The following is a 21,110-nucleotide window of genomic DNA, read 5'->3' as shown; positions in this document are numbered from 1 at the left end:
AGGAAAATCAGAAATAAAGGGCGTGAAAATCTCCATCCCAAGCACTCCAAGAAAAAAAGACACTGCTTATCAAAAGCAGACAAAGCGCAAAAAATTTAGAACCAGAGCGGCAATAGAACCTATCATCGGACATTTAAAAACCGATTTTAGGCTGGCAAAAAATTACTTCATGGGAGAAACGGGACCACAAATCAATGCATTACTAGCTGCAACCGCTTGGAACATGAAGAAAATGATGGAACTACTGAAACAGAAAATTATTTTCTTATTTTATAAGATACAAATTATGCTGTTTTCTAATCCTGTTTTTAAAAATAAATTAAATAGTGGGTTTTGTTAAGGAACGACTACCTAAACAGTAGCTGAAATAATTGTTAAAGATAAATCCTGCAGTGCAATGTACAGCAAATGCGAAAAATGTTAATGTATATAGGTTTGACAGGTAAGGTGAAACGATCAGCATACAGACAATCAGACTGATCTGAATAAAATTGGCGATTCTCAACTTTGGAACCAAGGCTCTTTTAATAAGGGCTTTACCAATAAAACCACCACACATCCAAGCTAAGCCCATAATAAGTGAGGTATAGCCGGTTGTAATCGCACTATATCCCAGTTGATGTTCAATAAAAAAAGGACCACTGAGATTGTAGAACATGACGAGACCGTAGGATATGCCGCACATGAGTATACCGAACGTAAAATCGTTGCTTTTAAGCATCATTTTAAATTCGCCGATCAGGTAGTTGATATGGAGTGGTTTTTTCTGTTTGATTGTTTCGCCGGAAAAGATCAGTTCAAGGATGAAAAGTACGGCACTGTAAACGGCCAGAACCATAAAGTTAGAACGCCAACCAAATTGTGTTTGGAGGTAGCCGCCAATAAAAGGAGCGACAATCGGCCCGATCGACCAGACGATGGTCATAATGCTGAGGTAGTGTTTGCGCTGCTCGCCTTCATAGACATCCACAAAATAGGCTCGTTTTGATATGACCACAAATGCCGATAAGATTCCCTGAAGGATGCGCATCAGGTAAATAACCCAAATATCTTGCGTGCTTGCTGTGATCCAGAAACTGACAATGAAAAGGAAAAGAGATATCAGGTTGATGCGATATCTTCCCCAAGCGTCAACTAATGCTCCTGTAAAGAATTGAGCAACACCATAGCTGATTAGAAAAAGCGAAAGTGTTAACTGGATTTTGCTTTCGTTCAAGCCAAGCTCCTGTGCCATTTGTGGCATTGACGGAAGATAAATGTCGGTGGCAAGTCCCGTAATCGGAACAAGTGCAAATGCTAGTATCGTCGGGATAAAAGATTGCTGTGGTTTAGTGTTTTTTTCCATCCTTTAATTTTTTAAATTACCCGTCTCTATGGACGTTTACGTTGCCAGCCACTTTTTCTCTTTGGCCCTGTAAATATGATGTCGACAAAAGTAGCTTCATTGCCTGTTTCGAAAGATATAGAATTCAAACAAATTATTGTGAAAATCAAACAGACTTATTGCGGAAGGCTAAAGGTGGTACACCAGCATGTTTTTTGAAATAATTACTGAAGTTCGCCGGTTCTTCAAAACCTAAGGCATAAGCGATTTCATTGATGTTCCAGCTGCTATGTTGAAGCAGTGCTTTTGCTTCCTGTGTGATGCGCAGTGCGATGAGTTCTTGCGTAGTTTTTCCTGTATTTTGTTTCAAAGCCCTGTTTAGCGAATTGACATGGATGTTGAGCTGTTGCGCGTAATCCGTTGCATTTTTAAAACGAAGTAAATTTTCTGTGTCAATCGGAAATTGACGTTCCAATAGTTCTAGGAAAAGATGGGAAATACGCTGATTTGCGTTTTGGTAAGGTGATATACCCTCATTTGGCGCTAGTTTTAACGTTTCTAAAACGAGTAATTGTAACTGATTTCGGATAATTTCATATTTGAACGGAAAATCAGATCGTAGTTCCGTATTCATACGCTGAAAAATGTGATCGAAAAGATCGACCTGCTCGTTCGTTAAGAAATAGACCGGGCTACCACTTGGGTTGAAAAAATGACTTTCGAGAATGTTATGGTTATAATGTTTGTCTTCCTGAATGAATTTTTGTGTAAAAAGACAGAACCATCCCTTTTGATCCGGATTGTCTGTTTCCCAAGAGTAGGGAACGAGCGGACTTGAAAATACAAGTGCGGGACGGTCAATAGGGATCCATTGATCGCCATAGTGCAATTGACCCTGGCCGATCATGAGGGATATTTTGAAGTAATCTTTTCTGTTGTAAGGTGATTTTAAAGGACAATGCTCACGTGAAAATACGTTAAAATGAGAAATTTGTTCGGACGAGGAGCCAATTGGGTAATTGGATTCTCGAAATACCCGTTGATAGAAATCAATAATATTTTCGGAAGTTGTCATGATGCAAAGTTATAAAAATCAAACATTTCATGTTGGATACTATTTCTCTTAGTCGGTCATTGATTCGTAAAATATGAATTGGAACAAAAAGAAAGGTCCCATCACCTCGTCAGCCATGACTAGCCCGAGTGATGAGACCTTATAAAAGGAAGCGATTATTAGGATCTCGATTTTAAAAATTCCTTGACAAATTCATCGTCGTTTAAGCCTGGGTAGTCTTTATATACACGATCAATTTCTTCTCGCTGTCCGATGGATAGATTTTCGTCGGGGTTTAGACACCAGATACCCTTCATCAGACCTTGTCTGCGGAGCACCTCATGTAAGCCTGGTATACAGCCATGGAATGCATTTGCTGGGTCAAAAAAAGCTGCATTACTGTCTGTTACAGCAATCGCTTTGCTTAGGAGATGACTCGCATGGAGGTTATTGGGGTTCTGTTTGTATGTTTTTATTTCCTGAAGGAGTTCAACAGCTTTTGCCGTCCAAACAGCCCAGTGGCCTAATAGTCCACCTTTAAATTCTATGGCGACGTTTTCTCCCGCTACAGGGAAATTATACACGCTCATCAGATCGTTGACAATATTGTCATCATTGCCCGTGTACATGGCAATTTGATTTCGCCGGCTGGAGTTGGCTATAGCACGCATAACGTCTAATGTCTGGTAGCGGTTGAACGACGCACATTTGATAGCGACGACGTTGTCGATTTCGGCAAACTGCTGCCAAAAGGAATAGGAGAAAATACGGCCACCAACGGCGGGTTGAAGATAGAATCCAAAGACAGGAATAATGGCTGCTATTGCTCTGACTCGATCTAATATGGCATTTTCCGTCCAGCTCTGCAGGCCGCCCATACTCAAAAGCCCGATATCATAACCGTATTTAAGTGCAGTCGTTGCCTCCTGTTCAGCTTGATCTGTGGCACCGCAGATGCCTGCAATTTTGATAAATGGTCGTTGGAGTTCCGCTTTCTCGACTTCTTCGCTAGCCCATCTCAATACAGTTTCAAAAAGGTTGATCTCGGGGTCACGGATTTCGAATTGGGTTGAATGTACAGCTACGGCGATTCCACCGGCTCCACTGGCTATGTAATATTGAGTCAGGAGCCGTTGATGTGCCTCGTCAATGCTGCGGTCCTCATTTAAGGCAAGGGGGTGTGCCGGAATTACCGTCCCTTCCCAAAGCAACTGTTGTAATTTGTTGTCTAAAGTGTTCATTAGAATTTTCCTTTTCGTTCTTGAAAATGCGTGTCCTTATTCCATAGTTCGCCGCCTTGGGTCAACCATTTGGCTGTAATGTCTATCGCTTCGCGTATGGTTGTTTTCGGATAGCCAAACAAACGATGGCATTCGGAGGCATTGTTTAGTAAAGCGGTTCCGGCGGGTTCATTTACAAATATCGGCCTGGTGTTGAAATGCTCGGCAAACCGCTCTGCGATCCATCGTGTAGAAAGGATTTCAGGTCCCGTGACATTCAGTATTTTGGCTGGAGACTGACAGTGCAGTAATGATCTTAAGGCAATTTCGTTGGCATCTCCCTGCCAGATGACGTTGACGTTTTCGGTTGTCAAATCTATCGGGAGCTGCCCTTTGACCGATTTGGCAATTTCTACGAGCACACCGTAGCGAAAATCCACCGCATAATTCAATCGGTAGATCAGGATAGGTGTACCGTTTTTCTTCGAAAAATACTCGAATATACGCTCTCTCCCCAAACAGGATTGCGCGTATTCGCCGACAGGCTCCGGAGTTCTTTCCTCAGAAACGCCGGCATTGCTTATTGGTGCAAATGGAAGTACGTTACCCGAAGAAAAAGCAACAATGTTGGAATCTTGAAAATGAGAAGCCACCATTCCGGGAAGATAGGTATTCATCGCCCAGGTAAAATCTTCATTTCCCGTGGTGCCGAATTTATGTCCTGCGAGGTAAATGACATTCGGGACCTGCGGGATCTTTTTGAGTTCTTCCTCATTCAGTAGGTCGCAGGCGATTGTCTTTATGCCTAGATCCTCCAGTTCCTGCTGAAGTTCTTTGGTTGAAAAACGCGAAACACCAATGACCTTTTTGTCTATTCCTGCAGCTTGAATGGCCCGCATGGCTAGCTTTGCCATGCTTGGCCCCATTTTTCCGCCAATACCTAGGAAAAGGATATCACCTTGTATCTTTTTTATATCTTCAATTAGATCTAATGATGGTGCAAGCAGCTGCTGTTCCAATTCCGCTAAATTGTTATGGTCCATGTCTGAATTATTTGATTAAATTATAGAGATTACTAAATGCAAGAAAAACGAGTAATATAAGTCCGAGTATAGCCCATAACCGCGTTAAGGGGCTGTTTCTGAGCGCGCCCATAATTTCTTTGTCGTTTGCGATCAGAAAGAGGATAATACCGATAAAGGGGACTAAAAAAATGGTGATGCTTTGCGCAAAAACAATAAGCTCCAAGGGAAGATTTCCGAAGATAAGCGCGATGGCAGATCCAAAAATCATGACCAAAGAAATAAAGAGTTTCACTTTAGGGTGATTGAGATCGTTGCCGAAGCCAAAGGTGTCGCCCAGTAAGGATCCGCCTAATACGGCATTGCCGATCAAGGAGGAAAAGGAGGCACCGAAGAGACCGATAAAAAAGAGGTGTGAAGCATAGGTTCCCAAAAGCGGTTCCAGTGCACGGCCCATCTCAGCGGCAGAATTTAACTTGATCCCTTGGGGATGAAGCGTATTTGCCGCACAGACCATGACGGCTGCACTCATGATGCCAAGAATAATAATACCTATTCGGCTACCGATTATCTGTCGTTCAGTACGCTGTTTGTTGGTCGATAATTTTCTTCTTGATTGAACAAGATAACTTTGATAAAATGCACCCACAATCGAAAAGCAAGAAGCCGTAAAAGCAATTATTAAGCCTACTGATGAAGGAGGGATGCTGGGAATAAAACCTGAGAAAAAGTCCTGTGCGGGTGTCTTTATCATAATCGCGGTGGAAAGAAAGGCAAATAACATCAGGATGATAAGTCCAAGCATAAGCTTTTCCAATAGCGCGTAGAAAGACTTGAAGAACAACAGTAGGATACCGATTACATTAAAAACGATGATCCATATTTTGGGGTTTGTCCCCGTGGCTTCCGAAACGGAAATAGAGACACCTGTCGCATTCCCCGATTGAAAACAGGTTGCAACGAGGAAGATTCCGAGGCCAATGATGATGGACGTTGTTTTACCAAATTTCTGGCGAATTAAAACAAGTAAAGATTCGTCTCTCGCGATACCGATACGTGCCGCCATATTGGTGAAAACCATCATAAAAAAGATGGCGACGACGACAACCCATAATAGAGAGAAGCCATAGTCTGCACCCATTTTTGATGTGATGGTCATTTTGCTGGGCCCGAAAACCAGGGCGGCGGTAATGATGCCGGGACCCAAGATGGATAGCCAACTTTTCAATAAAGAGGGTTTTGGCTCGAGGTTATTTTCCATGAGATTTATCGTAATGAGGTTAAATGCTGTTGATTGATTTTAGGGGCAGAATTTCCAAAGTGTGTGCGAATATAATTGGTGATTTCAATGACCTCTTCATTTTTCAAGAATGAAAAAGATGGCATTGCACTTTCGTATTTGACGTTGTTTATTGTTTTGTCTTTCAGTCCATGGAGGATAACCTGCAATAGCGGTGCTGGGTCGCCTTTGACAAGAGATGAATTGGCTAATGGAGGAAAGGTATTTGTAAGTCCTTTTCCATCTGCTTTATGGCAGGATGCGCAATAGGCTTCGTATAATGCCTGACCACTTTTGGCAGGGGAGTTGGCCGTGTTGGCTGCAAGGGGTTTAATCATTGGTGCAGAGGCTTTATCGGTAATACGGAGGCGGTAGATCACATCGTCATCGGGTTTTGGAAACCCCTTTTGCGGATTCCAGTCACGGTTGCTTGAACAGAAATAAATGTCTCCATTGGGTAAGGCCAATACGGACCTTAGCCGGCCAAGTTGATCTTTGAATAGGATTTTCTCATCGACGATCTGTTGACCATCGGCGGATAATTTTAGGATACGTAAAGACTGATTTTTTAAAGTCGAAAGCAATAGACTATGTTGCCATTCAGGGATAACATTAGAACCGTAATACGCCATTCCGGATGGTGCAACGACTGGGGTCCACGATTTAATGGGCTCCTGTCTTGGGGAGTTTTTGGCAATAGCTTTTTCCTTTTCCGTGTCAATCATTCCTTCAATCTGCGGCCAGCCATAATTTTTTAGAGGTTGGATCAGGTTGATTTCGTCCTCGATGGCATCGCCATGTTCGGAGGTGTAAATTAAGCCTTTTGGATCATGGGTAAGTCCCTGCATGTTCCGAAATCCCCATGCATAGACATAGCTATTTGCAATTGGATTGTCTTTTGGGATGCTCCCGTCGAGATTGAGGCGTAAGATTTTGCCATTTAATGAGGTGCTGTCTTGTGCAAAGGTATCACTTGCGGCATCTCCTGTAGCCCAATACACTTTTTTGTCTGTCGAAACAATAACCCTGGAACCGTTGTGTCCCGTGTTTCCAGGAATCTGTAAAAGCAATTTTGGGTTTGACAACGTGCCTGTCGTATTATAATCGTAACGATATAAATTAGAGAAAATGAGACTGTCCTTTTTGCTGGTGTAAGAAAGGTAAAGATAGGCCTGTTGCTGTTCGGGTTGATAGAGCGCCATTCCCAATAGTCCCAACGTGCGCTGGTGGTAAACGTCGGTGAGGCTGTCCACCAAAGTAACAGCTTTTGTTTTTGTATCCAGTCTTCGTATACTTCCTCCGATTTCAGAAAACAGAATGGCATCGTTGATCCGGTCATATTGTAAATCCCATGGCACATGGAGTTTTGTAGCTTCTTTTGATAGCGATAGTATGCTGTGCTCCAGTTGGATGTTATTTATTGGCTTACTTTCTCTTTCCGTCTCGGAAGAACAGGAGGATAGTAGCGGGACCAGCGATACAAGCCAAATATAGGTTTGTTTTTTCATATAGGATCTACGGTTATTCCTTTGATTTATTTGGTTAGTCAAATGTAGTTGAATAAAAATAAATATACAAAAAATAAGTAAAATTGTATACAAAAATATTTTATCAGCCTAAAGTAAATACGATTTAGTTTATAATTACACAGCTAAAAGAGCGGTGTTTTGGAATTGTCACGAATGTGTTAGCCACCCTATTTTTGTAAAAAAGTAAAAAAAATATTGAATTGTATACAAAAAATATATATTATTGTATTCACTATGATAATTAAGGAAATGCAATTTAGACCATATTAGGGTCGAGTGTTATGTTTCCTGAAAAAATACCAATAAACTAAAGAGCTTATAAATCATTTATTTAACCACTTTAACCTGAGTATTCATGATACTAAAGCAGATTAAAATCCGGGATGTAATAAACAGGAGTTGCCTTTTGGTGGGGCTACCTTTTATTTCGATGGCTGCATTGGCAAATGTACCTTCTTCCCTTAACAATGGAAAGATTCCGATCTCGGATGTTTTAAACCCTTCGTCGGGTTTAGCTAAATTTCAGCAGCAGCTTGTCGGGCAGGTGCTGGACGCCAAAGGGCAGCCACTGTCCGGTGTAGAAGTGCGTAACCTTAAAAATGCAACTGTTACCGTTACGGATCAAGAAGGTCGTTTTAAATTAACGGGGTCCGTTTCAGATCAGATTCAATTTCGGTTAATCGGTTTTAATACAAAAGTGGTGTCGGGGAAAGATGTGCAGGCTTTGGTGCTTGATGCGAGCGAAAATGCACTGGATGAGGTTGTTGTGGTGGGGTATGGTAAGCAGAAAAAAGGCAACTTGACCGGTGCTGTGGCCAGTGTTAATTTTGATCAATCGACCTCGAGTCGGGGTCTTTCCAATGCCTCGCAGGCATTGCAAGGTGTTATTCCTGGTTTGGCCGTAAGTCAAAACTCCGGAATGGCCGGAAATAATGCAGCGGATCTTTTGATCCGGGGATTGGGGACGGTCAACAGTGCTGGACCGCTGATCGTGGTCGATGGAATGCCCGATGTCAATATGAACCGTGTAAATGTGAATGATATTGAAAGTGTGACCGTACTAAAAGATGCTTCTTCCGCTGCAGTATACGGTTCCAGAGCGGCCAATGGGGTTGTATTGATCACGACAAAGTCTGGTAAAAGAAACAGTAGGACGGCTATTTCCTTTAGTGCCAACAAATCGCTGGTGAAACCTACCCGCTCTTTTGATTTTGTCAATAATTATGCGAAAGCAATGACGGCTACTCAAAGGGCACAAGCCTATAATACGGCCGCATCTGCATTCAATTTTAAGAATGGAACCATCGACGAATGGTTGGCTTTAAGTATGATCGACCCAAGATTATATCCAAGTACCGATTGGTGGGATGTTATTCTCCGCAATGGTCAAAGTGGGAATTATAATGTTTCCATTAATGGAGGAACTGAAAATAATAATTACTATTTGTCTGTCGGTATGCTGGATGAGAAGGGGATACAGATCAATAATGATTTTAAACGTTATAACGCTGCATTTAACTTCGAAACAAAAGTAACCAATACCATCGGTGCTGGGGTGCGGTTCTCCGGAAACTGGTCCGATTACCGTTATAACTACGAAGACGGTATGACTGCCAACTCGACAAGTGGGATGGATCTGTTTACCTCACCAGCAGGTATATTGCCTTATGATCCTATTACCGGTTTTTATGGCGGTGCAATGTCTTACAATGAAAGTCCGCAGGCCAATAATATTTATGCAGATTACATGACGCGCAACCAAAACCACATGAATCAAAAGCAGGCTTTGGTGAATGGTTATTTAAACTGGAAGCCATTTAAAGGATTTGAGGCTAAAGTGGATTATGCCCTAAATTATGATACGCGTTTTCAATGGAAGGCAGATATGCCGACAAAATTATATAACATCCGGACGGGATTGTCTATCCGGGATCTTGTACCGACAAATGATGGGATATATAATACAGACCGGAACAATTACAAAACCCAGCTGAATTTTAAATTGAGTTACGATCATAAGTTTGGCGCTAACCATGATTTCTCTGCTTTGGCCGTGTATTCAGAAGAATATTGGAATAATCGTGTTTTAGCAGGTAGTCGCTTAGATCGTTTGCACCCTAGTCTACATGAAATTGATGGCGCTTCTGAAGACGTGCAAAATGTGTCGGGATCATCATCGGCAGAAGGTTTGCGTTCTTATATTGGACGATTAAATTATACGGCCTTCGGAAAGTATATGTTTGAAGGGAACTTCCGGGTAGATGGTTCTTCACGTTTCTTGCCGGGTGATCAATATGGTTTTTTTCCGTCTGCGGCAGTGGGCTGGCGGATCTCAGACGAGGTATTTATGTCGGCATTTAAGGAAAAGATCAGGATGAGTTCGGCCAAATTTAGAGCTTCTTATGGTTCTTTGGGAAATAATAGTGGTGTCGGATTGTATGAGCAGAAGCAATCTTTGGTCTCTAGTCCTTATTATTTGATTGACAATAGTACAGGAACAGGGTCTGTTGTCAAAGGGTTGATCAATAAGAAACTGATCAACTATGACCTTACTTGGGAAAAGACACGCGTGTTTAATTTGGGTTTGGATCTTGGATTCTTTAAAAATAAACTGACTGCGGAGCTGGATTATTACGAAAGAAAGACGATCGGTATGAACAGGCCTTCGGATGTATCTATGCATCTGACGGGTTTATTCACTGCCCCCCGACGTAATATTGGTGATATGATGAATAAAGGGCTGGAAGCAAATGTTACCTGGAATGACCGAAAGGGAGATGTGGGTTACATGTTGAACTTTAATGTTGGGTATAACAAGAACAAGCTGCTGTCTTGGAATGAGCAGTTGCAAAGAGGTTCGGTATTTATTGATATGCCTTATAATTTTATCTATGCTTTCGAATCGTTGGGCATTGCTCAGTCTTGGGAGGATGTCTATAATGCTGTTCCTCAGGGCGCTTCTCCAGGAGATATTTTGTTGAAAGATGTCAATGGTGATGGCAAATTGGATGCGAATGACCGTGTGGCATATCCAGCTTATCAACTGGGTAGGCCAAAGGTGAATTACGGATTTAGAGGTTCGGTAGACTACAAAGGTTTTGATTTTTCTTTCCTGTTGCAGGCTGCCACAGGAAGAAAGGAATTTTGGATGAACAAAGCGAATTCGAACTTTTTAGGAACGGCAAATCAGGCTATTACTGAGGACCAGTGGAATAATATGTGGAGCCTGGACAATCGCGATGCTGATTATCCTAAGCTGCTTCCAAGTACATTAGGATCAACGAGTCCAAATGCGTATTTGAGCACATTTTGGCTGCAAAACATGTCTTATTTAAGGGTGAAAAATCTGCAGCTTGGCTATACTTTTAAGAAAGAATTACTGATGAAGCTGGGTATTCAGAAGTTGCGTGTATTTGGTTCGGTAGATAATTTAGCGGTATTGACGAGCTTTAAAGGCTTAGATCCGGAGAAAAGTACCTATACCAATGATGCTTATCCGATGACGAAGAGTTTTGTGGTTGGACTGAATGTAGACTTATAATATTTGAACTTATGAAATCGATATATAACATATTGTTTATTTCTTCTTTGCTGCTTCTTGGTTTGTCCGCGTGCCGCAAAGATTTGTTGAATCAGAATCCAACAACAACGCCAAGCTCCGAAACGTTCTGGGTGGACGAAAATGACGCACTTGCTGCGTTAATGGCGAACTATTCCATATTTAGGCCTTGTTTTGATCGCGACTATCATTTTGATGGGCATGGAGATTTCCTTAAAATGTACAATACTGGAGCGGCGCCTATTTCATTAACGGTCAATAGTCCGATGAATTATGGCTCCGGTGCATCGGCAATGTATAGAGCATTGTATGGATCTATATTCAGTTCTAACTTTGTGATCGAAAATACCAATGCGCGTTTGTTGCCCGTAGCAAAAACTGATGCTGTAAAACAAACCCTGGAAACTATCGTGGCGGAGGCAAAGTTGTTGCGCGCCATTGCATACTTTAGATTGATTTCCCTATGGGGTGATGTGCCTTATTTTTATAAATCGGCGCCAGCTCCCATAGAGGCTGATACGGTGCGGAGAATGCCTATTGCACAGCTGAAGGATTCTATTATGGCTGATTTGAACTATGCGGTGGACAAATTGCCCAACAAGGGGTCTGCAATTGGCCGTGCCGGTAAGCCTGCTGCATTGGCGTTTCGTGGTAAGTTTCAATTGTATTGGGGTTCGTGGAAGAAAAATGGATGGCCTGAATTGGATGGATTTGTACAATCTGCTGCAGAGGCTAAAACGGCATATACTGCGGCCGCTGCGGATTTTAAACGTGTGATCAATGATTTTGGAATCAAAATGTTTAGAAATGGTGATCCAGGTCAATGGGGTGAATTGGGGAAGGCTGATGTGCTCCCAAATTATTACTATATGTTTATACCTTCTACGGGCAACTTGAGCCAAGATGAGGAAATGGTCATGGTACTGACGCATGGTGGTGTGGGAACAAAACAAAGTGAGGAATACCAGCGGGTATGGACGGGGCCATTGGTGTCTTTAGGGCAGAATCAAGCGATTCCGCGCTATGAATTGGCTGACCGTTATCAATCTACCATTACGGGAGATTTCTTGCCAAAGATGGTTCAGCTAGATCCAGTGAAAAATCCTGCAGCACGTACTACGGCAAATTCAGCGGTGAACCCTGAATCGTACCGAAATCGCGATTATCGCATGAAAGCGACTTTGTTGTGGGATTACGAATTGATTATGAGTATGAGCCCTACGGAGACCACAGGTTATATTCCCTTTGTCTACAAAACTTGGGGAGCTGCGGTGACAGTTAACGGTGTCTCCTACAAAACTTCCTTTACCGATAATACCACAAATCTCTCGGGATTACAATCGCGTAAATTTGTGCGCAATTATGGTGGTGTGGCGCGTAGTGATGGAAATTACAATTGGCCTTTGATGCGCATTGCTGACGTATACCTGATGTATGCTGAAGCAACCAATGAGATTGGTGGTCCACAGGCGGATGCAATTGATTTGGTTAATAAGGTCAGGCGTCGTGGTAACCTACCTGCGCTTGCTGGAGCTAAAACCTCGTCTCGTGATGCATTTTTTGATGCCATAGAGCAGGAAAGAATTGTTGAGTTGTTTGGCGAAGGACAGCGTGCGTTTGACTTGAGGAGATGGCGTAAACTGGAAACAGTGTTTGGCAAACCTTATGGTGATGGAAAATGGTTCCAGGATAGTTTTGGAAATAATTGGGAACGCTTTTTCTTCAATGAGTCTGAATTGACTTATCAAAAGTGTTATATCTATCAAATTCCGGAAACAGAACGTTCGCGGAATCCGAATTTAACACAAAATATACCTTGGAAATAATATGGTAACACTTGACTGTAATAAAATGAAATATACATTATTTTTAATCGGTATGCTGTTCGTTAGCTTGTCCGGTTGTAAGGATGATTATCCAATGGATGAAGATGGTTTGTTGATCACGACCAGGTCGGAATGTTATGTCAGTAGTTTTGAACTGTTGGGCGCCGATTTTCAGACGGTACGGACAAAAGCTGCGTTGGTGGATACCGTTGAGCAAACCATAAAAGTGGAGGTGCTCTTTGGTACGGATTTGAAAAATCTATACCCACAGTTTTCATTGGTCACCGATGCGGTGTTAGATCCTAAGATTTTAGGAAAACAAGATTTTTCCAATTTGGATACGCCACGTGAATGGACTGTCGTGTCTGGAAATAGAAAGGTTCGTAAGACGTATAAAGTTTATTTGACAGTACAAAAATAAGTAAGCTGATGAAAACAAATTATTTAAAAATAGGGCTGTTGTCCATCGGATTTGGGCTCTTGTTGTTCGGTTCTTGTAAAGAAGAAGCTTATGAAATTCCAACAGCAAAAGATGGTTTGCAAAACGATATTATTAAGCGCTCTTTAGGGCCAAATGTGGTTGGGGCTACCATAGATTTTGCTTATGCTGCGGCGATTTTGCCAGATCAGGGGAAACTTACATCAATTTCTGTAGAAGCCAGTATTGCGGGTGATGAGGGTACTGTACTTGAAAACAAATCGTACTACACCAGTAGTACGGGGGCAGATATAGGTGTTGTTGTTGGCGACCCTGCTACAGTAAATGGGAATAACATGGAGGTGAAATTTACAAAAGATACCTCCGCTTCAACGTTGCGTTATAGCTACAAAATACCGGCAGCAGCAAAAGGTAAATCGGTCACTTTTACGTTTAGGGCGAGGTCCAGTAATGGGCAGGAAATTGCCTTGAAGACCGAAGCTTATGCGATTCGTAATATGGATATGGCCTTGGACCTGATCGGGAAAGACGGCGCGGCCTGCTTTTTTTCTGTGGCTGACTTAAAATGGTATACTGCTACCGAAGCGGCAGCAAACCCGGATAAGATCGATTTGATCTATTTGTACCGGGCGTTGCCAACGGTGACTTACGCACATTCTTTGGTTGCTCCCACGACGGATGCCAGTTATTTGCCGAGCTTCACCTTACCTGTGGGTCTGACAAATAAAACGAAGATCGTGAAGGCTTGGACGGTGCGCGATCAACAATTGGCACGATTGCAATACAGTGTATTTGTGGACGATGTGGATTTGAAAGATAAATCGTTCGTAGATGCGCCAGATTTTGCGATTAATTTAAAAGCTGAATCAGGAATATGGCTGCAAACGGCTGATGGTAAATACAATGCTTATGTATTTGTCAATAGCGTAAATAATACGACAAAAGAAATGAAGATCAGTGTAAAAAGGTTGCAAGTAAAATAAAGATATGGGTGAAAGGATATGGCTAAAAGTTAAAGGTACTTTTCTAGGGATCGCTTTTATGGCGATCCTTGGAACGTCCTATGGGCAGCAGGCAAAGGTTACTTCGATAAAGGGAAATGGACAGCGCCTGCAGGTGCAGGTGGATGTTCCGACGGCTGGTGTCTATACCTTGGTTTCTGAAGGTGAGGTTACCGATTTGGATAAAATTAAGGCGGCAGATAAAACAGGTATGATGACGCTGTATGCGACGATTGATGTTCGCGCTGCACGATCGACCAAACGGATCGTATTTGACAGCTTTAAAGGTGCGAAGCAAGATCTTGGTAAATTTTATTTTGAGAAAGGGAAGCAGATGGTCGGCATGCAATTGCCGGCTTATTTTAAGATTAAAGCTGTTTCAATCAATGTATTTGTACCTCCGGTTGCGCCAGCTGCAGCAGAAAATTATAAACCAAAGATTGTTCCTCCTGCAGGTCACCCGAGGCTATGGGTTAACAAAGAATCATTGCCGGTCGTTAAGGGGCGGTTGGAAGAAGCGGAGCATCTCGAAGCTTGGGGGAAAGTGAAAACACTTGCGCAACAACCTGTTCAATTTATTTTTGATCCGAATAAGGAAATGTTTTACGATGAAAAGCTCGAGCGTGCTATTGAATCAAAAGCGTTTTATTACCTCATGTCCGGTGACGAAAAAATAGGCAGGGAAGCGGTCAGGCTGGCCGATCAATACTTGACAATGTTGGAGTTCGGGAATGTTTCCTATGGTGATATTACACGCGAGTTGGGACGTGCAATTTATACGGGTGCACTGGTGTATGACTGGTGCTACGCATTATTGGATGTGCACGTTAAGACCAGTTTACATAAAAATATGATGCGTCTGGCGCAAGATATGGAAATTGGCTGGCCTCCCTTTTTTGGTATCGAAAGTATTATCAATGGGCATGGCAATGAGGCGCAGGTGTCGCGCGATCTGCTGGCAATGAGTATTGCTTTATATGACGAGGATCCGGTACCTTACAAGTATACTTCGTATTCTATTTTGGAAGAGTTGGTGCCCATGCGCAAGTTTGAGTATCAGTCTCCGCGCCATAATCAAGGTGTTGATTACGGTGGCTATCGCTTTGGGTGGGAAATGCATGGAGCCTGGTTGTATTATCGCATGCTCGGTTATCCGGTTTTTGACGATAATATCAAGAATATGCCCTATTATTGGCTGTATATGCGCACGCCTGACGGAAAAATGTTACGCGACGGCGATATGTTCAATGTAAAGTACAACAGCAGTGCTGATTTTTATTGGAAAAATCCACAGACCATGCTGCTTTGTTATGCCTATTCAGGCAATCCGGTAATTAAGGCTGAGTTTGTCAAGCAGGGCGGTTTGCCCGACAATCCAATCTTGTTTCTCCTCTTGGATGATCCGAAATTGAAGCCTGATTTTGATCGCGAGAAAATGCCGTTGACGAAAGATTTTGGACCTATTTTAGGGTCTATGGTTGCCCGGACAGGCTGGAGCGAAGAGAACGGAAGTTCCGATGTGGTTGCAGAAATCAAGGGGGGCGGTTATCATTTCGGCAATCATCAGCATGCCGATGCAGGTGCACTGCAGATTTATCATCATGGTATTCAGGTTGGTGATCTTGGGCTGTATCTATCGTATGGTTCCCCTTATGATTTTAACTTTAATAAGCGTTCGGTTGCACACAGTATGCTGTTGGTGCGTGATCCTGCGGAACCGCTTTTATTCAGGACCAAAACAAACGATGGTGGGACTCGGTTTAGCCAGCGTTTTCCGCGCACGGTTGACGAGGTGTTAAATGATTCCTGGTACCATACCGGAGAGATCAGGGCATCCGCATTTGGTAGCGATCCCATTGAGCCGAGCTATAGCTATTTCAATATGGATCTAGCAGCGGCATATACTGCTAAAGTAAAATCCTATGCAAAAAGTTTCCTGTTTTTGAATTTGAAAAGAAAGGATGTGCCTGCTGTCATTGTCTTATTGGATGAGCTTAAGACCAATGATAAGAAATTCGAACCTTATTGGCAGATCAATACGCTTGAAAAGCCTGTACGAAGTGAAACAGGTTTTGTGTTGACCAGTAAATTTAAAAACGCAGCCGGTTCTACTTATGTTGATTTGCTGAAGCCTCAGTTAAAAGAGTGTGCAGTGAAATTGTATTCGGGTGATTCGACTGCTTTTGTTTTTGGTGATCTTTATCAGGTCAAGTCTCCATGGCCAGAAGCTAGGGGGACACGGATTATGGTTTCACCCAAGCAGGAAAGTGATCAGGCCAGTTACGCTTCGGTTTTTCAGATGACGGAGAGTGGCTCTTCAAAATTACCGGTGTATTCGGAGGAAAAGGCGAATTATTACCTCATAAGAGTGGCTGATCGTTTACTGGTGGTGGCCAAACCAAATCAATATCTTGATGAGTCCATTGAATTTGTGGTACCGGGAGATCAACAGTATGAAGTTGTTGTGGTCGGTTTGAAAGATGGTTTCTGGAATATGAAAAGTTCATTAAAAAATAGTAGCTTTAATATAAATGTCCTGAAAGGGAATCATACAACCAGTTGGAAATCTAAAGCCGAAACTATTTATTTGTCGCCGGGAAGACAGTATGGAGCCCAAGAGGGAAAGATTAATTAAAGAATACATTGTTTAAATTTTTTTAATGATTTTGTATTCTTATTTTTGCATAAAATTGTATACAATATGAAAGAGGATTCGCTTGCCTATAAAGTTTATTTAGAAGTACGTAAGAAAATTTTGTCTAGTCAGCTGGCTGGCGGGGCAAGATTGGTGGAGAGTGCTTGGGCGGATAAGATGGCGGTGAGTAGAGTGGCTGTTCGTGAGGCTTTTATGCGTTTAGCAGGGGAGAGTCTGGTTGAGTTTGGTGAAAAAGGTGGCTGCTTTGTGAAGAAAATGACGGTCGAAGATGTGAAGGATATTCGTGAGCTGCGTGAGCTGTTGGAGATAGGTGCATTAAAGATTCTGTTTTCAAAGAAAAGTAAAGAGCTTATCGAAGATTTGGAACTGATCTGCAACGATTTTTCCGACATGGTCAGTAAAGGCTATTATGGTGGTGCTTGCGAGGCGGATGTTCGTTTTCATGAGCGGATTATTGAGGGAACTTGCAATTCAAGGTTGATTTCTATTTACAAGAATAGTAACATCCCCTTATTCCATATGAAGCTTGGGGCTATTATGGGGCAGATGGAAGATTACCTGGATACGGAGAAGGAGCATCGCGCTATTGTTGATGCGCTGAAAGCGGATGACTGGAATAAAGCTTATACCACCTTGGTTCATCATTTGGATCGGGGCGAGCAAGAAGCCTTGGAACTGGTTTAATGTTTTTTTGATTTTTATAAAGGGTCTATTGTTTACAATAGACCCTTTTTTGTGTTGTCCCACTGCAACAATTGCCCTTTTTCAGCTTCTGTAATCATAAGTCCCTGAATGCCTTTTGGGTCTAAAGCACAATTTGTTGGATTCTTCCCCGGCGTAGGTATTTTCTCGATCGTCTTGTTTTTGGTGTCAATGGATAGGATATGTTGCGATCCATAAATCGCTGCAAAAAGATAATTGTCGTTCGTGAGAGCTATGCCGTCCGGGCCGATACTACCGCCTGTTTCTATGAATTTTTCGATGTTTTCTACCTGTTGTGTCAAGCTGTTCCAGTGCATTTTCCAGATCCATTTTGTGCCTGTTTCAGCGACAAAAAGTGTGCAGTTGTCTGCTGCAAAGGCCAATCCGTTTGGGTAAAAAAGGCCTGTGTGGATCTTCGTAAGCGCACCATGTTTATGTAGGCAGCAGATGTAGCCTGTGCCATCTTCCAGGTCACTTCCCGGGCAGGAGAATAGTAGGTTCCCTTCAGTATCAAAACATAAGTCGTTGGGCATTTTTAATGGCTTCCCTGCGATTTCCGTGACTATTGTCGTCGTGGTTTTGTCGAAGGGATCATAGCAACGGATGCTGTTTTGTTGTGAGTCGCAAAACCATATTATGCCGTTTTTGTCGATTGCAATTCCGTTGGGATGTCCATTCACAGCTATTCTGCTATACTGATTGTCTTTGTAATAGACCAAGTTTCCTGCTTCTTTCTCCACAAGCCATATTCCACTCTCCCGGTCGAAAGCGGGGCCTTCTGGAAAAAGAAGTCCTTCAATGAGAATGTTCATTTTTAAAAATTTTAAAATTTATTTTAAATGTATACAAAAATATTGTAATTTGGTATACATAAAATAAGGTGTATTTAAATACAAATTATTGATGACTGCAACATGTGTGGCGGTGATCGTCCAATTATAACAATAACAAATAGCAAAACTTTTAATAGGCATGCAAGAAAATGAAAAATCAGCCGCGATACTGCGGGAGAATGCAAGATGGATACCCGGTGGAGTGGTATCGTTAAATCGGAAGTCAGATCCGAATATCTGCTTCGTCAAAGGGAATGGTAGTTTGGTCGAAGATATTGACGGGAACAGCTACATAGATTATCAGGCTGGATTTGCAGCATCCTTTCTGGGGCATAATGATCCTGATGTGAACGCCGCAGTGTTACAGACATTGCAGGAGCAGCAGGTATTGATGGGGGCTGGGCCAACGTTACTGGAAGGTGAGTTTGCGGAGCTTTTTTGTCAGTCTGTTCCTTCGGTGGAGAGCGTTCAGATTACAACGACAGGGTCGGAAGCGACTTACCATGCGATCCGTATTGCCCGTGCGGTAACAGGGCGTGATCATGTGATTGTTATGCAGGGGGGGTACAATGGCTGGCATAACGATGTGGCCTGCAATGTGATCAGTCAGCGTGCAGATGTTGGCTCATATCAAAGCCCGGGGGAATATCCATTCGATTCATTAAGTGCTGGTGTTCCCAAAAATCACAGCGATTTAGTACACATTGTCAACTACAACGATTTGGAAAGTGTGCTGTATGTGGTTCAAAAATACGATGTTGCCTGTATTTTGTTGGAGCCTATTCTTCAGAATATCGGTATTGTAAAGCCAAAGGAAGGTTACCTGGAAGGCTTACGCAAGATGGCGGACGAGCATGGATTTCTGTTGATCTTTGATGAAGTGAAAACTGGATTTAGACATGCGCTGGGGGGCTATCAGTCGATCTGTGGTATTCAGCCGGATCTTTCAACTTTCGGAAAGGCGGTTGCAAACGGCTACCCATTGGGTGTTATTGCAGGCAAGAAAAAATATATGGATTACTTTGTGGATCCTGATAAGTCGAAGCGGGTGATGATTGCCGGTACTTTTAATGCCTTTCCATTAACGACTGCGGCGGCGATAGCAACATTGAAAAAATTAGGCAGCTCTGAGCATCGAGTTTATGAGCACGTAGAAGCACTTGGTGCGCGTTTGGAGCAGGGATATAACGAAATATTTCCTAAATTAGGCGTACCATTTTATGTCGCACGTCAAGGATCTGCCTTCTGTACATATTTTATGGACCATGCGCCAGTCAATTTTCATGATATTTTGGATAACCACAACTTTGAACTGGATACCCAATATCGTAAAAAGCTTATTAAAGAAGGGATTTTCAATTTCCCGGCACCAATTAAACAAGGAAGTATCTCCTTTGCGCATACGGAGGATGATATAGACAGAACGTTGGAGGCAACTGAACGCGTAATAAAAAGTTTGTAAACCCTAACTATGAAAATAACCGCTATTGAAACCTTTGTGTGCCATGCGCGCATGCGAAATTGGATTTTTGTCAAAATTATTACCGATCAGCCCGGACTTTGGGGCTGGGGCGAAGCCACCTTGGAATGGCATACGCAAAGTGTGGTCGGAGCAATCAAAGATATTTCTCAATTGTTGATCGGTGAAGATCCGCGTCGTATTGAATACCTGTGGCAGATGATGTATAGACAACACTTCTGGCATGGAAACGGGATCGTTCGTGGTACGGCCATCAGTGGTATCGACATCGCCTTATGGGATATTCTAGGTAAAATTCACAATGTCCCTTGTCACGAGTTGTGGGGAGGCCGTGTGCGTGATTATATCCGTTTGTATTGTCATTTAGGTGGAGGTCGCATGGAGGATTTTTATGAGACTGCTCCGGATGATGCCAAACGATTTGGTGATCTTGCGCTAAAAGCTGTTGATGAGGGTTTTACCGCTTTTAAATCGATGGCTGTCCCAGAGACAATGTCTTTGGAAGGTCTTCGTCCAATTAAATATGCTGAAGCTTGCGTGAAGGCGATGCGTGACGCTGTCGGCGACGATATTGATATTATGGTGGATTGCCATGCACGGCCAAGCCCACGTATGGGGATGCAATTTGCGAAAGCATTGGAGCCTTATGGCCTGTATTTCTTTGAAGAGCCATGTTGGCCAGAGTCCATGGAAGATATTGCCTTGATTCAACGGGCGGTGACGACACCTATAGCTTCAGGCGAACGTTTGATCGGAGTGCATGCATTTCGGGATATGCTCGAGAAGCGGGCAGTGAGTGTGATTCAACCTGATATTACCCATTGTGGCGGTCTCTCTGAAGCGCGTAAGATCGCAGCTTTGGCTGATGCTTACCGTGTATCTATGGCGCCACATAACCCTCAGGGACCTGTGAGTACGGCCGCCTCCATTGAGCTGGGATTTGCAACACCATCTTATATTATTTGCGAAAGTGTGCATAAGGACGTTGAATGGCGCCAGGACGTGGTTACCGAAGGGTTTACAGTTCAAGAGAAAGGGCGGATTGTTCTGCCAAATAAGCGCGCCGGTTTGGGTATTGAAATCAATGAAGAAGAGGTAAAGAAGCATCCTTTTCAACAGGAAATTTTGCAGCGAACCTTCTATAAAGACGGTAGTGTAGGGGATTGGTAGTCTAAAAAGAGCGATA

General features: G+C 42.8%; 16 protein-coding genes. 9 read left to right on the top strand and 7 right to left on the bottom strand.

Going from position 1 to position 21,110, the window contains the following annotated elements:
* A partial coding sequence (locus IQ31_RS27355) for a transposase (protein WP_483259536.1) occupies positions 1–340 on the top strand: 340 nt, incomplete at its 5' end.
* Here the strand turns inward: IQ31_RS27355 and IQ31_RS15405 are convergent.
* The 6 genes from IQ31_RS15405 to IQ31_RS15380 form a co-directional block, all read right to left on the bottom strand.
* A complete protein-coding gene (locus IQ31_RS15405) occupies positions 320–1,345 on the bottom strand; it encodes an MFS transporter (RefSeq protein WP_145328618.1) in 1,026 nt (341 codons plus the stop codon). The two genes, IQ31_RS27355 and IQ31_RS15405, sit on opposite strands and share 21 nt — an antisense overlap.
* A 145-nt stretch (positions 1,346–1,490) precedes the next feature.
* Entirely contained in the window at positions 1,491–2,399 is a 909-nt protein-coding gene (locus IQ31_RS15400; RefSeq protein WP_088160968.1) for a helix-turn-helix domain-containing protein, read from the bottom strand.
* 158 nt (positions 2,400–2,557) lie between these two features.
* Positions 2,558–3,619 (bottom strand): dihydrodipicolinate synthase family protein, encoded by a 1,062-nt coding sequence (locus IQ31_RS15395; protein WP_145328616.1) that lies wholly within the window; start codon positions 3,617–3,619, stop codon positions 2,558–2,560.
* Positions 3,619–4,641 (bottom strand): NAD-dependent epimerase/dehydratase family protein, encoded by a 1,023-nt coding sequence (locus IQ31_RS15390; protein ID WP_145328614.1) that lies wholly within the window; start codon positions 4,639–4,641, stop codon positions 3,619–3,621. Before IQ31_RS15390 ends, IQ31_RS15395 begins: the two co-directional genes overlap by 1 nt.
* 7 nt (positions 4,642–4,648) lie before the next feature.
* Positions 4,649–5,881, bottom strand: coding sequence for an Nramp family divalent metal transporter (locus IQ31_RS15385; RefSeq protein ID WP_088160971.1), 1,233 nt, complete (start codon positions 5,879–5,881; stop codon positions 4,649–4,651).
* Positions 5,882–5,886: 5 nt separating this feature from the next.
* Positions 5,887–7,407 carry a PQQ-dependent sugar dehydrogenase gene (locus IQ31_RS15380; protein ID WP_088160972.1) on the bottom strand — a complete coding sequence of 507 codons (1,521 nt, stop codon included), beginning with the start codon at positions 7,405–7,407 and terminating at the stop codon, positions 5,887–5,889.
* 376 nt (positions 7,408–7,783) lie between these two features.
* Between IQ31_RS15380 and IQ31_RS15375 the strand changes: the two genes are divergently transcribed.
* Genes IQ31_RS15375 through IQ31_RS15350 form a run of 6 tightly spaced genes read left to right on the top strand, consistent with a single transcriptional unit; the run spans position 7,784 to position 17,593 of the window.
* Positions 7,784–10,969, top strand: a complete 3,186-nt coding sequence (locus IQ31_RS15375; RefSeq protein ID WP_145328612.1) for a SusC/RagA family TonB-linked outer membrane protein — start codon at positions 7,784–7,786, stop codon at positions 10,967–10,969.
* Between the two features lie 11 nt (positions 10,970–10,980).
* A complete protein-coding gene (locus tag IQ31_RS15370; RefSeq protein ID WP_075991895.1) occupies positions 10,981–12,813 on the top strand; it encodes a RagB/SusD family nutrient uptake outer membrane protein in 1,833 nt (610 codons plus the stop codon).
* Between the two features lie 25 nt (positions 12,814–12,838).
* Positions 12,839–13,234 (top strand): hypothetical protein, encoded by a 396-nt coding sequence (locus IQ31_RS15365; protein ID WP_046676362.1) that lies wholly within the window; start codon positions 12,839–12,841, stop codon positions 13,232–13,234.
* A gap of 8 nt (positions 13,235–13,242) precedes the next feature.
* On the top strand, positions 13,243–14,235 hold the full coding sequence (locus tag IQ31_RS15360; RefSeq protein ID WP_145328610.1) for a DUF4466 family protein: 993 nt from the start codon (positions 13,243–13,245) through the stop codon (positions 14,233–14,235).
* 4 nt (positions 14,236–14,239) lie between these two features.
* The gene (locus tag IQ31_RS15355) at positions 14,240–16,888 is read left to right on the top strand and encodes a hypothetical protein (protein ID WP_145328608.1); all 2,649 of its coding nucleotides are present in this window, start codon (positions 14,240–14,242) and stop codon (positions 16,886–16,888) included.
* A 45-nt stretch (positions 16,889–16,933) separates the two neighbouring features.
* Complete coding sequence (locus tag IQ31_RS15350; RefSeq protein ID WP_232475740.1) at positions 16,934–17,593, top strand: GntR family transcriptional regulator; 660 nt, start codon at positions 16,934–16,936, stop codon at positions 17,591–17,593.
* A gap of 32 nt (positions 17,594–17,625) precedes the next feature.
* Here IQ31_RS15350 and IQ31_RS15345 read toward each other — a convergent pair whose 3' ends face one another.
* The gene (locus tag IQ31_RS15345) at positions 17,626–18,423 is read right to left on the bottom strand and encodes an SMP-30/gluconolactonase/LRE family protein (protein WP_088160976.1); all 798 of its coding nucleotides are present in this window, start codon (positions 18,421–18,423) and stop codon (positions 17,626–17,628) included.
* A 160-nt stretch (positions 18,424–18,583) separates the two neighbouring features.
* Here IQ31_RS15345 and IQ31_RS15340 point away from each other — a divergent pair, with 160 nt between their 5' ends.
* The gene (locus IQ31_RS15340) at positions 18,584–19,906 is read left to right on the top strand and encodes an aspartate aminotransferase family protein (protein ID WP_075991900.1); all 1,323 of its coding nucleotides are present in this window, start codon (positions 18,584–18,586) and stop codon (positions 19,904–19,906) included.
* Between the two features lie 9 nt (positions 19,907–19,915).
* On the top strand, positions 19,916–21,094 hold the full coding sequence (gene dgoD, locus IQ31_RS15335) for a galactonate dehydratase (protein WP_088160977.1): 1,179 nt from the start codon (positions 19,916–19,918) through the stop codon (positions 21,092–21,094).
* Positions 21,095–21,110: the final 16 nt, after the last annotated feature.

Origin of the sequence: Sphingobacterium siyangense (assembly GCF_007830445.1) — a bacterium.
Classification (GTDB): Bacteria; Bacteroidota; Bacteroidia; order Sphingobacteriales; family Sphingobacteriaceae; genus Sphingobacterium; species Sphingobacterium siyangense.
The sequence above is the reverse complement of the archived record's forward strand: the minus strand, read 5'-3'. Positions and strand labels throughout refer to the sequence as shown.

What these genes read in the sequence shown, in the direction of transcription:
- dgoD (WP_088160977.1), top strand. Translation starts at nt 19,916, where the DNA reads ATGAAAATAACCGCTATTGAAACCTTTGTGTGCCATGCGCGCATGCGA.
- IQ31_RS15340 (WP_075991900.1), top strand. Translation starts at nt 18,584, where the DNA reads ATGCAAGAAAATGAAAAATCAGCCGCGATACTGCGGGAGAATGCAAGA.
- IQ31_RS15355 (WP_145328608.1), top strand. Translation starts at nt 14,240, where the DNA reads ATGGGTGAAAGGATATGGCTAAAAGTTAAAGGTACTTTTCTAGGGATC.
- IQ31_RS15370 (WP_075991895.1), top strand. Translation starts at nt 10,981, where the DNA reads ATGAAATCGATATATAACATATTGTTTATTTCTTCTTTGCTGCTTCTT.
- IQ31_RS15405 (WP_145328618.1), bottom strand. Translation starts at nt 1,345, where the DNA reads ATGGAAAAAAACACTAAACCACAGCAATCTTTTATCCCGACGATACTA.
- IQ31_RS15345 (WP_088160976.1), bottom strand. Translation starts at nt 18,423, where the DNA reads ATGAACATTCTCATTGAAGGACTTCTTTTTCCAGAAGGCCCCGCTTTC.
- IQ31_RS15360 (WP_145328610.1), top strand. Translation starts at nt 13,243, where the DNA reads ATGAAAACAAATTATTTAAAAATAGGGCTGTTGTCCATCGGATTTGGG.
- IQ31_RS15390 (WP_145328614.1), bottom strand. Translation starts at nt 4,641, where the DNA reads ATGGACCATAACAATTTAGCGGAATTGGAACAGCAGCTGCTTGCACCA.
- IQ31_RS15380 (WP_088160972.1), bottom strand. Translation starts at nt 7,407, where the DNA reads ATGAAAAAACAAACCTATATTTGGCTTGTATCGCTGGTCCCGCTACTA.
- IQ31_RS15375 (WP_145328612.1), top strand. Translation starts at nt 7,784, where the DNA reads ATGATACTAAAGCAGATTAAAATCCGGGATGTAATAAACAGGAGTTGC.
- IQ31_RS15395 (WP_145328616.1), bottom strand. Translation starts at nt 3,619, where the DNA reads ATGAACACTTTAGACAACAAATTACAACAGTTGCTTTGGGAAGGGACG.
- IQ31_RS15385 (WP_088160971.1), bottom strand. Translation starts at nt 5,881, where the DNA reads ATGGAAAATAACCTCGAGCCAAAACCCTCTTTATTGAAAAGTTGGCTA.
- IQ31_RS15365 (WP_046676362.1), top strand. Translation starts at nt 12,839, where the DNA reads ATGAAATATACATTATTTTTAATCGGTATGCTGTTCGTTAGCTTGTCC.
- IQ31_RS15400 (WP_088160968.1), bottom strand. Translation starts at nt 2,399, where the DNA reads ATGACAACTTCCGAAAATATTATTGATTTCTATCAACGGGTATTTCGA.